The following is a 13,465-nucleotide window of genomic DNA, read 5'->3' on the forward strand; positions in this document are numbered from 1 at the left end:
GGTAACATAGGGATGAAATGTTAGGAGGAATAAAAAGGATGGATCGTAACTTATTAATCGTTCTCTATTTTTTTGTTGTTGTGATTGTTGTTTTAACATTAGTGATTGTCAGAGATAAACAATTTTTACGGAGTTTATTAGGAAAAAAAGAAGTACAGCAAGAAGAAATCACGGATTTGAAATTAGAGAAGATTCGTTTGAAACATATTATAAAAATGCAGGATGAGACGATTTCTCATATGCTGAGCTCAACTCAGTATATTAAACCGATGAAAATGGAGTATCCGAAAATAGAACCAAACGAAGCAAATCAAGAGACAGAATGGCATTTGGATGAATATACCAGTATGAATCGAGAGTACCACGAATTATAAGTAAATAGAAGAAGTTGAACTATAACTCTTAGAGTTTCCGGTTCAACTTCTTTTAGTTGCTATCCATTTGTCCTTGTATATGAATCGATAAAAACATATACTAGCCTTAAAAAGGAGGTTATTGAATGAATGCTCAATGGATCGTACTTGGTTTTGTGGGGCTGATTATATTGATTATCAGTGTAATGGAAATTTATAATCGCTTAAAATTACGAGCAATGGTCAAAAGTAAGTGGGGAACATTTCCTAATACACGTTTTTTTGATAAAGAGGAAAGCTTGAGGGATGCGTGGTATACAGCTAAAAAATATCGAAAGTATGATAGTGAAGTCGATGAGATCACTTGGTATGACCTAGACGGATTTACTCTGTTTGAAAGAATCAATGCAACCTATTCAAGTGTAGGCTCAGAAGCACTGTATCAGCGTTTACGCAATTTTAACTTCTCAGAAGATAGTCATGACCGTTTGGAAACATTGATTGAGTATTATGAGCAAAATCCTCAGATTAGAGAAGCGATTCAATTTCAGTTTGCCTGTTTAGGGAAACAAGATAAGAATAATGTTGAAAGCTATTTAAGTGAAACTAGAAACCAAGTGCTGCCAAATACAAAACTCTACTTGTTTTGTGGGAGTCTACCGATTGCCGCCGTCGCTTTAATACTGTTATTTCCGAATACCGTATCAATTGTCCTATTGTTAGGCTCGATTTTATTCAATGTGATTTATTACCAAATAAAAAAGGAAAAATTACAACGTGAGCTGATCTGTATGGGGTATTTAGTCCAAACGGTTGTATGTGCAAAGAAATTAGCTAAAGTGAAAACACCTTTTCAAGAAGAGTTGGCAAACAACCTTAAGCCGTTGGCATCAATGACTAAATTTGGTATTTCCTTTCGAATGAAGTCTAACAGTGAGGCTGAAATGATGTTTGATTATTTTGCGATGATCTTCATGCTGCCCTTTATTTCATATAACTTTGTTCTGGAAAAATTAACCAATTATGAAACTCAAGCAAAAGAAATGTGGCGTTTACTTGGAGAATTGGAAGTTGCAGCAGCAGTTTTGAATTTTCGTAAAGTCATGCCAGATACAAGCCAACCTGTATTTTCAAAAGGCATTCAAGTAAAGGGGGAAGAAGTTTATCATCCATTATTAGCCTCTCCTGTGCCAAATGAAGTGAACTGGACAAAAAATACCCTAGTAACTGGTTCGAATGCTTCTGGCAAGTCTACCTATGTTAAAAGTGTAGCGATCAGCTGTATTCTTTCTGCGACGATCCACACCGCGTTAGCGACCAAGTTTCAATTGCCGTTTGCACATATTTTGACATCAATGGCAGTTGAAGATGACATTTTTGAAGGCGATAGCTATTTTGTTGCAGAAATCAAATCAGTTAAACGAGTCCTTGATTTAGCTGAAACAAGAGTTCCGTGTTTATGTTTTATTGATGAAATACTAAAGGGTACGAATACGATCGAACGAATCGCCGCATCATCTAGTATGGTTCATTGGTTAGCAGATTATCCGTCGTTGGCTTTTGTTGCTACCCATGACATTGAACTGACAGAAATCTTAAAAGAATCTTGTGATAATGTCCATTTTCAAGAGCAGGTGACAAAAGAACAAGGTGTATCATTTGATTACCGTCTAAGACAAGGACCATCAACTACGAGAAATGCCATTCAGCTTTTGCAGGTGTTGAATTATCCGCAACGGATCGTGGCACAGGCAAAAAAAGAAGCAGATTATTTTGATGAATATCGTACTTGGCAAACAGTAGAATAGCAATCAAGACATGAAAATCGTTTTGGATGTTCATGTCTTTTTCTTGTGACGACAGCGCAAAGGCAGAATCGTTTCCTTGAAAAGATAAGCTTGTTAAAATGAAAAAAACAGTGCTCTAAGAATTTGTTTAAACGATGGAAAGAAGAGCCTAAACATTTCAATTATTTAGCAGGGAAATAATTGACAATCTTACTTTAGAAGCGTAGCATATGTGATTGTTTCGGAAAAAAATAGGAAAAGGAGAGGTTGATCAAGTGGATTATTTAAAGCGATTATTTATCGGTAAGCCGTTAAAATCGACTGAAAATGATGAACATAAGTTGAGTCGTTTTGCCGCATTGGCTTTATTGTCATCAGATGCATTATCCTCTATTGCTTATGGTACTGAACAAATCGTTGTCGTGTTAGTTACGTTATCTGCTGCGGCTATCTGGTATTCACTGCCCATTGCCGCTTTTGTCATTATTTTACTTATTTCATTAACACTATCTTATCGGCAAATCATTCATGCATATCCTCAGGGTGGCGGAGCTTATGTCGTCAGCAGTGAAAATTTAGGGAAAAATGCTGGACTAATAGCAGGCGGTTCTTTATTGGTCGACTACATGTTGACTGTAGCAGTTTCGGTGTCGGCAGGCGCTGAGGCGATCATTTCAGCAGTACCAGCTCTATACGGGCACCAAGTTGTGATTTCCATCATCATTGTTTTATTGATCATGTTGATGAATTTACGAGGCTTAAGGGAATCAGCTGGCTTTTTGATGCTGCCGGTCTATAGCTTTATTGCGATTATTACTTTATTGATTGCTACCGGGCTATTTAAAATTATCACAGGTGTAGTGCCGATTCATGCAACAGCGGTGCCGGGGGCGGTGGTTCCTGGGATTACAATTGCGTTGATTTTGAGGGCCTTCTCTTCTGGCTCCTCATCATTGACTGGGGTTGAAGCAATTAGTAATGCTGTTCCTTTTTTTAAAAAGCCGCGAGCAAAAAATGCGGCTGGTACGTTAACTTTGATGGCTGGGATTTTAGGCTTTTTCTTTGTAGGAATCACGTTTATCAACTATTGGTATGGGATTGTTCCACAGACGGAAGTGACTGTCTTAGCTCAAATCGGTAAAGCAGTATTTGGTCAAAATATTCTTTATTATCTCTTGCAGTTTGCAACAGCTTTGATTTTAGCTGTTGCAGCTAATACTGGCTTTTCAGCGTTTCCAGTGTTGGCCTTTAATTTAGCGAAAGATAAATTTATGCCGCATATGTATATGGATCGTGGGGATCGTTTGGGGTATTCAAATGGTATCTTGACTTTAGCTGCAGGTTCAGTGGTTTTGCTATTAATTTTTCAAGGCTCAACAGAACGATTGATTCCATTATATTCAATCGGTGTGTTTATACCGTTTGCCTTATCTCAGACTGGGATGGTAGTAAAATGGCGTAAAGAGACAAAAAAATGGTTGTCAAAATCAATTGCAAATATGATTGGAGCATTCATTTCTTATGGAATTATCGTTATTTTATTCATGTATCGTTTGGGAGATATTTGGCCATTTTTTATTATTATGCCAGTACTGATTTTTATTTTTTATAGTATTCATGCTCATTACAAAAATGTAGCCGAACAGCTGCGCTTAGAGGAAACTGTGGAACAACAAGAATTTTTCGGCAACACAGTGATTGTGTTAGTTGGAAATGCGACGCAAGCCAATGTGGGGGCGGTAAATTATGCCCGTTCAATCGGTGATTATGTCGTTGCGATGCATGTATCGCTTGATGAGAATGTGGAAAAGGAAAAAGAAATCGAGACGGAGTTCAAAAAACAATTTCCTGATATTCGTTTTTCTGTCGTCCATTCTTCGTATCGTTCGATCACAAATCCAATTCTTCGTTATGTCGATTTGGTTAGTAAAAATTCAGCTAAGCGGCATTATACAACGACGGTCCTGATTCCTCAATTCGTCCCTAATCGTCGTTGGCAAAATATTTTGCATAATCAGACGAGCTTACGTTTGCGCCTGCGCTTATCTTGGCGCGAGAATATTGTCGTTGCAACATATAGTTATCGTTTGAAGAAATAAAAAAAGCAAGTAAGAATCAGAAGAGATTCTTACTTGCTTTTTTTGTTAAAGCTAAAAAGGCTCATACCGCTTTACTAGATCTAGCGGCACAAAACAGCCTTTGAAGAAAATAGATAAGCGTTTTGTTCCACTTTTCTATGAATGTTTACTAGCTGGATCTAAGCGGCGTTCGATCATGCCTAACACCCAGTCTGTAATGATCGCCATTAAGGCCGTTGGTAAGGCACCAACAAGAATAATCGCTGTCCCATCAGTTGCATTAGTACCGCGAATGATGATATCTCCTAACCCACCGGCACCGACAAAAGCACCAATTGCGGTGATCCCGATTGCTACGACAAGAGCATTTCTAATTCCTGCCATGATCACAGAGACAGAAAGCGGCAATTCTACCATGTAAAGCCTTTGCCATTTTGTCATGCCCATTCCTTTGCCCACATCTAATATATTTCGGTCGACTTGGATCATCCCAGTATAGGTATTTTTGATGATCGGTAAAAGCGAATAGAGAAAGACCGTGACGATAACTGTGTTGACACCCAGACCAAGACCTAACATCAAGATTGAAAGCATCGCGAGAGAAGGAACCGTCTGAATCAAGTTTGCAATACTGACGACCCAACCAGCCATTTTTCTTCTACGGGCAATGAAAATCCCGATAGGTATACCAACGATAGCGGCAAATAATACACCGTAGATGGAAATTAAGAAATGCCGAACGAATTGACTCAAAACATAACTGCCATTTTGCTCAAAGTAATAGAAAAACTGCTGCAGTAAATTCATATCTTGTAAATTCTGCATTATTTTCCACCTCCTTCAGACTCAAAGAAATGGTGTTCTTTTAAGAAATTATCCGCAACGGTTTCAGGTTCCATTAGATCATTGTCTGCTTGATAGTTAAGCTTTTGCATCGTTTCGGTTGAAATTTTTCCTGATAATTTACTAAGGACATCACTTAATTCAGGATGTTTTTTCAAGATTTCATCTGTTGCGACTGCACAGGCATCATAAGGCGGGAAGAAATGGAGATCATCTTCTAAAATAACCAAATCATAACTGCCGATTCGGCCATCTGTTGAATAGCCTAAAACGACATCCATTTTATTCGCAGCCACTGCGTCGTAAACTAAACCAATCTGCATTGGAAACACTCGTTTAAAATCAAAGCCATAGGTTTCAGTAAACCCTTTATAACCGTCCCCTTTACGGTCGATCCAAGATGTATCAACACCAGCAGTTAGCTGGTCGCCAACTTTTTTAAGGTCACTGATTGTTTTTAAATTATATTTCTCGGCCGTTTCTTGTGTAACCATAAAAGCGTAGGTATTGGCAAATCCGTAGGAATTAAACCATTTTTGCTGGAATCTTTTTTGAAACTCTGATTGGACTACCTCAAAAGCTTTTTTAGGTTCTTTGATTGGTTCTAGATTAAGTGTTGTAGTCAAATCAGTCCCTGTGTAACGGGCAGCTGAAATTTGTGCGTCACCATTCATCATTGCTTGGTGATTGATTGTAGTCGTTGCTAAATTATTGATGATCGTGGTTTTTTCATCCGTGTAATGCTCGATCATACCAGCGACTAGGCTTGCTAATATCTGTGCTTCTGATGTGATTCCGCCAGTAATAGAAATCGTAGAGTCATCGGCGTTAGAAGCAAGTCCAGGTAAGGAGCAGCCAGATAATAGTAAAGCACTACAAAAAGTGATGAACAATAATTTTAATTTTCGTTTCATGATTATTCCGCCTCCCTTAATGCTTTAGGCGTTAATTTTTTCTCTAATAGCCCTAGTAATAGATCTGCGGCCAAAGCCAAAATAGTAACAGGAATCGTTCCGGCAAAAATCAAATCGGGTTGATAATTATTTAATCCGCTGAAAATGAAGTCTCCAAGACCACCAGCACCGATATAAGAAGCTAATGTGGCCCATGCAATCACATAAACGGCAGCTAGGCGAATCCCTGCCATGATCGTCGGCATCGCTATTGGTAATTCGACCATAAAGATCGATTGGACATTGGTCATGCCCATTCCTTTGGCAGCATCTTTATAATCAGAGCTGACTTCTTTGATTCCAATATACGTATTTCTTAAAATAGGTAATAAAGAGTAAATAAACAAAGCAATGATAGCTGGAATTTTTCCAACACCAAAAATTGGGATCATCAATGCAAGTAAAGCTAAAGAAGGGACAGTTTGTAAAGCACTGGTTAAGCCGATAACAATGGCCGCTGTTCTCTTAGTTCGTGTCAATAAAATTCCAATAGGTACTGCAAATAAAATACCCAAGAGAAGAGCTATCCCGGAAATAAAAATATGTTCACCGATTTTAGTGACAAGCTCATTTCCTCGTTCTAATAAAAACTGATTCATTTTTTTACACCTCCGTTTGAGGCTGTTTGACATCAGTTGGTTCTGTTTCTCTTGAAGCAGTCGTCACATTTTCTGTGTCTTCTTCACCCCAGATAACATCGTAAACGATATCTACTAGTGAGGCTCTAGTTAAAATGCCAACTACTTTTTGTTTATCATCTACCACTGGAACATATTTTAAACCACGTTTTAAGATTCGTTGTAAGGTATCGCGTAATAGTGACGATTTTTTTACAAAGAATACTTTTGGATTCATGATATCACTAACGCTAGTCGCAGTATTTCTACGGCGGTCAAGGGTTTCAACATCGATAAATCCTTTTAACACGCCTGCGCCATCCACCACTAAGAGTGTATCAACACGTTTTTCTCTCATGAGTTTGATTGCTTCTGACAATGATTTTTCTGGTGTGATCGTGATCGCGTTGTTCAGCATCACTTCACCAACAGTGGTAATATCTGGTTTGGCTTGAATCAAGCGGTCTTCGCCAATCAACTCTTCAACAAATTCGTTGACTGGATGGCGTAAAATATTATCAGGTGTATCAAACTGAATAACTTTTCCTTCACTCATGATGGCGATTCTATTTGCTAATTTTAACGCTTCATCCATGTCATGAGTAACAAAAACAATAGTTTTTCCTAAACGTTCTTGTAAGTCTTTCACTAAATCTTGTAGAGAATCTCTTGTGATCGGATCTAAAGCACCAAAAGGTTCATCCATTAAAATGATATCCTGGTTGGCTGCAAGAGCTCTTACAACACCGATTCTTTGTTGTTGCCCACCAGAGAGTTCATTTGGATAACGATCAAGCATTTCTCTAGGTAGTTCAACTAGATCGATCATTTTTTCTGCAATTTTATTCCGTTCTTCTAAGTCGACTTTTAATAACTTAGGTACAAGTACGATGTTTTCTCGGATCGTCATGTGTGGCATTAAACCGATATTTTGAATAACATAGCCGATTTTTCGACGTAACTCCACTGGATTGATCGTTTGGATATCTTCTCCATTGATCATGATTTTTCCTTTTGATGGATCGGTCATCCGATTGATCATCCGCATAGAAGTTGTTTTTCCGCTACCACTAGTTCCGATAAAGCAGATAAATTCACCTTTATCAAAAGACAAATTGATGTCATCTACAGCGATTTTTCCACCTTTGTAAATTTTTGAAACATGTTGAAATTCGATCAACTTTCTCACCCCAAATTCTTTTTTCTTGGTCTTGTTTCTTAACTAGTTTCAGTGTTTCCTGACAAATGTATCTACTACTAGTATGCTACAAAACAACGATTTGGACAAATCAGATGTTTTTTTCGCCATTTTAGGATTAAAAAATAACAAATGTAGGTAGAAAATGAGGATTTTTAACGATAATTATGCGGGAAAGTGTAATAAGATTTTCAAATCCAGCTATTATTCTATTGACAATAGCTGGAAACCTTAGTATATTGATGACTAGCTACTACTGTTTTATGAATAATAGGGAGTGAAAAGGAGAAGGTAATGGAGAAGGTTGGATTAGGATACATGGTATTTAGTTTGAGTTATTTATTCTTGTTTTATTTTGTATCTAAGAAAAATGAACACTATAGAAAATTTGTTTTATCAGGATTTGTTATTATTCAATTTATTTATTTAGTTTGGCGTTTGTTTTATACGATCCCAAATGGAAGTATAGTTGAGATAATTGCTGGGAGTTTATTATATTTGGCTGAATTTATGGGATTTATTCAAGCCTTTACGTTAGTCATCTTATTTTGGAAACCTTATAAGCGAGCTGAAAAATCATTAGCTGAATTAAAAGAATTGCCAACAGTTGATATTTTGATCGCTACATATAACGAAAACATTGAAATTTTAGAAAGAACGGTGGTTGGGTGTCTATCGATCGATTATCCTAAAGAATTATTGAAAATTTATTTTTGCGATGATGGGGACCGAGCAATGGTGAAAAAATTAGCAGAAAAACATTGTGTTGAATTTATCGCTCGTCCGACTCACGAACATGCAAAAGCGGGGAATTTGAATTATGCGCTGACAAAAACAAGTGGGGAAATCATCGTGACTCAAGATGCTGATATGGTGCCTAAACGCGAGTTTTTACAGCGGACATTAGGACATTTTTCAAAAGAGCTAGTTGGTTTTATTCAAACGCCGCAGACTTTTTTTAATTCAGATATTTTTCAGCATAATTTATATTTAGATGGTGAAATCAATAATGAACAAGACTTTTTTATGCGTAGTTTAGAAGAAGGGAAAGATCGATTCAATGCGGTACTTTATGTAGGCAGCAATGCTTTATTTAGAAGAGCTGCGCTAGATTCTATCGGAGGTTTTACAACAGGTGTCATCACAGAAGATATGGCTACAGGATTGCTGCTACAAAACAATGGATGGGAGGGTGTATTTGTTAATGAAGCCCTTGCCTCAGGACTATCCCCAGAAACGTTAGCCGATTATGTGAAACAACGAGATCGTTGGGGACGTGGCAATGTGCAAGTTATCAAAAAATATAGATTGAATACATTGAAAAACCTATCATTTATGCAAAAGTGGTTTTATCTTGATGGCGTGATGTTTTGGTATGCAGGGCTCTATAAATTGATTTTTTTACTTTCCCCCTTTCTTTATTTAGTTTTTAACATTTCTAGCCTAAAAACCACATTAGCTCAGCTGGTGATTTTTTGGCTGCCAGCTTTTTTATCTGGAAGTTTGATGTATAAATCTGTTGCTAGAAAGAAATACAATTCCTTCATAAGCAATATTTACGAGCTAGTGACAGCTCCTCAAGTTTCTTGGGCCGTTTGGAAAGAAACGTTATTTAGCCCTAAAAAGAATAAGAAATTTCACGTAACAGTCAAGGGGATTCAAGGGGAAAAAGGATATTTTGATTGGCGTAACTGTAAAGTACAGATTTTATTATTAGGTGCAAACTATTTTGCCTTGATTTATTATATCCTGCACTTGGATTTCAACCACTTACAATGGTGGGATGTTCTTTCCATCAATATTTACTGGCTGTTTTACAATATTTTTAGTTTGAGCGTCGCAGTTAGTGTAGCATATGAGCGGCCACGCATGCCGATGAATATTCCTGTCGATTACGAAGGGGAAATAGTCAAGGGCAATCAAGTGATCCCAGTTCGAATCAATTATTTAGGTGAAAAAAGTGTAACGATCAGTGTTGATCAAAATGAGCCGTTTTTAAGCGCCTTACTCAATCAAGACGAAGGCTACCTCTCTTTCCAAAAAATCAAACATGTCAAAATGATACGCTCGAGTATTATTAATGTAGCGGGAAATGTTGAAATGACCTTCAAGATTCAAAAATTTTCACGTAAAAATCATTATCGTTGGCTAGGCTTGATTTATTCTGATCCGACTTATGGAGTAGGGGATGTTCAGTCAATCAGAGTTAAGTTTTATACCATTTTCAAGTATATAGTCAAAAATAGAAGAGATGTACAAAAAAATCAACAGTTATTGTCATAAAGGAGCCAAGTAGACGAATGAAAAAAAAGAGAATAATTAGTATGCTAATTTTGATCGTTGTTGTTTTTACTGGATGCACTAGTAAGACTGCTGATCCAAAAGATGTCGCTACAACATTTATTAATAATGTGATTTATAGGAAAGATAAAGATGATGCTGAAAAATATTTTTATAAATTAGATGCACCAAGTCAAACAGATATGGTCGAGGATTTTTCTGAGCTATTCGATCTATCAAAAGAACAAGCCAAAGAATTGGTGAGCATTTACCAAGAGCAATTGGACAAAGAAACAAGCTTTTCAGTAAATATAAAAGAGAGCAAGTCAGAAAAAAAAGAAGCGCAAGTAACGGTCACAGGCTTGGATCAGACAAACTTTGATCAGACGATTGACCAAAAAACAGACGAAGAATTGGTGCAATGGTTAAAAAATAAAGGCTATGATCAGCTTGAAAAATTAGATGATATTGACCAAATTTCCGATGAAAAGCAATTAAACGGGATTTTAAAAGAACTAGATACATTAAAAGACGAAGACCTTAATCAAATCCAATTCGAAGCACTTAAAAAAACGTTTAAGGAATTAAAAGCCGCAAAAGAACCGAAAACGATTCGATTGGAATTAGAGCCAGATAAGAAAGAAAAAAAATATTGGCTCATATTAGAGGAAGAGAAACGATTTAGCGAATTACTAGATGCTTTCCAAGGATAACTATAGTATAGAAATATGTTGATTAAGGAGAACTTAGAATGAAAAAAATGATAGTATTTTGCATAGCTCTTTTAATGATCGGTATCGGGATGACCCAGACAATAAATACCGCAGATGCTGCTTTTTCTAAAGATGAAGTCGTCAGAGAGCGCTTTGCTTTAAAACGAGAACAATTAGCAGAAGTGGTTTCAAAAAAAATCGCACATGTTGAAAATTCGATCAAGAAAAAGCTCAAAGAACAAGAAGCCAACAAAATCAAAAAACAAAAAGAAGAGGAGGATAAAAAAGCTGCAGCTAAAAAAGCAGAAGAAGAACAAGCGGCCAATCAAGCCGCAGCCCAAGAGGCTGCACAAGCAGAAGAAGCGGCAAAACAAGCGGTGATCCAAGAAGAACAACAAGCACCTCAAGCGCAAGGAAATGGAGAAACAGCTGATGCTGTGTCAGGCGCCTCTGCAAATGGGCAAGAGAGAGGGCAAAGAAATAGAGAGTGGGGCAATCAACTGAGCGATCCTAATTTGACACCGGCAGAACGTCAAGGTATCATTCAAGAGAAAAAGAATTACAACCGCAATAACCACTGACAAAGAACGAAACAACGCCTTGTACCAAAGCTCAAAGCCCTTTGGTCTAAAGTGGATTTTAGTCATGTTTGCTCTTTTGTTATTTCAGTGGACATTATCGAACAGCGGGTAATTTGTCAATCAAAACTGTGATAAGGGGATTGAGCGATGAGGGCTTCCAGCCAATTTAAAAAAGGTGCTTTAGAAATGTGTGTACTTCATTTTATTCAAAAAGAAGATCGATACGGATACGAATTAACACAACGAGTAAATCAATTTATACCAATCACTGAAGGGGCGCTTTACCCAGTTTTGCGTCGATTAGTCAAAGAATCATACTGTGTCATTTATACCAAAGAATCGCCTGATGGTCCTTCTAGAAAATATTATCAAATGACAGATAAAGGAAATGAGTATTTAGAACTTTTAGAACATGATTGGGATGAGTTCGTTGAGCAAGTCACTAAACTGAGGGGGGCCGATTAGTGAAAACAATGAAAGAATATTTAAATCAGCTACAAGCAGCTTTTGCTGAAGAAGATATAGAAGAGTTTAACGAATTAAAAGAAGATCTATTGGAACAGTTAGCGATTTGTTTAGAAGAAGGTCAGACTGAAGCAGAAGTTGTTGCAGGCCTTGCCCCACCCGAAGAGATTGCAGCGGATTACTACGCAGATTTAAGTTTAGATGCTGCAATCAATGCTAAAACGTCAGTTGTTCCAAGAGAAGAAATTCAAGATGTTTTCATTCAAACGCAGAAAAAAAGAATACAGAAATTTATGGAAACAGTCTTTAAAGTATTGAAACCATTATTTCTTCTGTTACTTTTAGCCTTGTTGGCTTTTTTCTTGATGTACACAATCAAAGAGTTGATAGAAGAGCAGAATCTTGCGGGGATTCCAACTATTTTCTGTTTACTGTTGATAGCAATCATTTTGCAAGTAATAAAAGGCTGGCAAAGTGAAAAACGATCATGGATCAATGGTTTGTCGATTGGCTTTTTAGCCTTTGGAATGGGCTTGCTGTTATTTTGTTCAATGACGAACCGATTGATGTATACAGGGAGACAATACTATAAAGAAATCAGTTTAACATCAAGCAATCATGCTGCGTTTAGTTTTGATTCAGATGCGGATGTCGAAATTACAACAGTAGAAGTATCTAGTACAGAAAAACCTAGTTTGATGGTCAAAGGTCGCTTTAAAGAAAGCGATATCAAAAAAATTGAAACGGGTTCATATGATAATAAAGTAAATTTGACTTTAGATGAAGAAAGTATCTTTGATACCTTTACCCGCACTGGACGATCAGAAGTGATTTTCTTTATTCCAAAAGGCACAATCTTGGATGATTTTCATTTGGGATTAAGCCGTGGAGATCTGCGTCTGTTAGATATTCAAACAAAGAATTTTGACTTAGATTTACTCTCTGGAGATGTTTACGCTAAAAATATTATTGCAGATGATGGCAATGTCAGTAGCGAGTACGGTGATGTGATCATAGAAGAATCCGCAATGAATTTAAAGGTTAAAAGTGTGTCTGGTAAAACAGTCATTACGGGTATGCTGGGTGATCTAACAATCGACGGCGATAAAGGACTCTCCATCTTGAAATTTTTACGCTCAGATAATGTTGTGTTGAATAATCATTCAGGTAGAATGATCCTAGAAGATTCGGAAACAAAAAAACTGACAGCAACTGCAACAGATGGTCAAGTTATCGTTAAACGAACAAAAGGGGATCTTTTGATGTCTAATGAAAGCGGAAAAATCGTTTCAGAGGAAAATCAAGGCACATTAGATTTAAAAAATGGCTCCGGCCAAACGATTGCTGTCCAAGAAAGTAAAGTAAATGCGCAGGTCTCTAGTCAATCCGGATTTATCAAATGGCTGCAAGATCCTAGCCAGTCAGTCAAGATTACAGCAAGTACAGGGACTGGCGAATTGAGAAATGATTTTTCAGATGTAGCAAACAACGGAAAATATAAAGTTGATGTGAAATCGAAAACAGGAGATGTTAAAATCTTAGAAAAAGTTGAATAAACGTAACAATTTTAGTCGCTTAACGTTATGAAAGATGGGTG

Annotated in this window: 12 protein-coding genes; 8 read left to right on the forward strand and 4 right to left on the reverse strand. The window is 37.1% G+C overall.

What is annotated here, in order from left to right:
• Window positions 1–38: 38 nt before the first annotated feature.
• The 3 genes from IGJ50_RS09830 to IGJ50_RS09840 all read left to right on the forward strand — a co-directional run bounded on the left by IGJ50_RS09830 (window position 39) and on the right by IGJ50_RS09840 (window position 4,239).
• Complete coding sequence (locus IGJ50_RS09830; protein WP_429950171.1) at window positions 39–374, forward strand: hypothetical protein; 336 nt, start codon at window positions 39–41, stop codon at window positions 372–374.
• 125 nt (window positions 375–499) lie between these two features.
• Window positions 500–2,161 carry a MutS-related protein gene (locus IGJ50_RS09835; protein ID WP_429950173.1) on the forward strand — a complete coding sequence of 554 codons (1,662 nt, stop codon included), beginning with the start codon at window positions 500–502 and terminating at the stop codon, window positions 2,159–2,161.
• A 254-nt stretch (window positions 2,162–2,415) separates the two neighbouring features.
• The gene (locus tag IGJ50_RS09840; RefSeq protein WP_429950175.1) at window positions 2,416–4,239 is read left to right on the forward strand and encodes an APC family permease; all 1,824 of its coding nucleotides are present in this window, start codon (window positions 2,416–2,418) and stop codon (window positions 4,237–4,239) included.
• Window positions 4,240–4,374: 135 nt separating this feature from the next.
• Here the strand turns inward: IGJ50_RS09840 and IGJ50_RS09845 are convergent, their stop codons facing one another.
• From IGJ50_RS09845 to IGJ50_RS09860, 4 genes are read right to left on the reverse strand one after another with little or no spacing between them, the layout of a single operon-like run.
• Window positions 4,375–5,043, reverse strand: coding sequence for an ABC transporter permease (locus IGJ50_RS09845; protein ID WP_069638931.1), 669 nt, complete (start codon window positions 5,041–5,043; stop codon window positions 4,375–4,377).
• The gene (locus IGJ50_RS09850) at window positions 5,043–5,975 is read right to left on the reverse strand and encodes an osmoprotectant ABC transporter substrate-binding protein (RefSeq protein WP_429950178.1); all 933 of its coding nucleotides are present in this window, start codon (window positions 5,973–5,975) and stop codon (window positions 5,043–5,045) included. Before IGJ50_RS09850 ends, IGJ50_RS09845 begins: the two co-directional genes overlap by 1 nt.
• Before the next feature lie 2 nt (window positions 5,976–5,977).
• Window positions 5,978–6,613 carry an ABC transporter permease gene (locus IGJ50_RS09855; protein ID WP_069638933.1) on the reverse strand — a complete coding sequence of 212 codons (636 nt, stop codon included), beginning with the start codon at window positions 6,611–6,613 and terminating at the stop codon, window positions 5,978–5,980.
• Window positions 6,614–6,617: 4 nt separating this feature from the next.
• Complete coding sequence (locus tag IGJ50_RS09860) at window positions 6,618–7,811, reverse strand: betaine/proline/choline family ABC transporter ATP-binding protein (RefSeq protein WP_429950180.1); 1,194 nt, start codon at window positions 7,809–7,811, stop codon at window positions 6,618–6,620.
• 312 nt (window positions 7,812–8,123) lie between these two features.
• Between IGJ50_RS09860 and IGJ50_RS09865 the strand changes: the two genes are divergently transcribed.
• From IGJ50_RS09865 to IGJ50_RS09885, 5 genes are all read left to right on the forward strand, one after another.
• Window positions 8,124–10,112 carry a glycosyltransferase family 2 protein gene (locus IGJ50_RS09865; RefSeq protein ID WP_429950182.1) on the forward strand — a complete coding sequence of 663 codons (1,989 nt, stop codon included), beginning with the start codon at window positions 8,124–8,126 and terminating at the stop codon, window positions 10,110–10,112.
• Window positions 10,113–10,129: 17 nt separating this feature from the next.
• Window positions 10,130–10,822 carry a hypothetical protein gene (locus IGJ50_RS09870; protein WP_429950183.1) on the forward strand — a complete coding sequence of 231 codons (693 nt, stop codon included), beginning with the start codon at window positions 10,130–10,132 and terminating at the stop codon, window positions 10,820–10,822.
• Window positions 10,823–10,860: 38 nt separating this feature from the next.
• Window positions 10,861–11,403, forward strand: a complete 543-nt coding sequence (locus IGJ50_RS09875; protein WP_429950185.1) for a hypothetical protein — start codon at window positions 10,861–10,863, stop codon at window positions 11,401–11,403.
• A 147-nt stretch (window positions 11,404–11,550) separates the two neighbouring features.
• Window positions 11,551–11,868 (forward strand): PadR family transcriptional regulator, encoded by a 318-nt coding sequence (locus IGJ50_RS09880; protein ID WP_069638938.1) that lies wholly within the window; start codon window positions 11,551–11,553, stop codon window positions 11,866–11,868.
• 8 nt (window positions 11,869–11,876) lie between these two features.
• Window positions 11,877–13,424 (forward strand): DUF4097 family beta strand repeat-containing protein, encoded by a 1,548-nt coding sequence (locus IGJ50_RS09885; RefSeq protein ID WP_429950962.1) that lies wholly within the window; start codon window positions 11,877–11,879, stop codon window positions 13,422–13,424.
• Window positions 13,425–13,465: the final 41 nt, after the last annotated feature.

Source organism: Enterococcus sp. AZ101 (assembly GCF_050499005.1).
GTDB lineage: Bacteria > Bacillota > Bacilli > Lactobacillales > Enterococcaceae > Enterococcus_L > Enterococcus_L ureilyticus.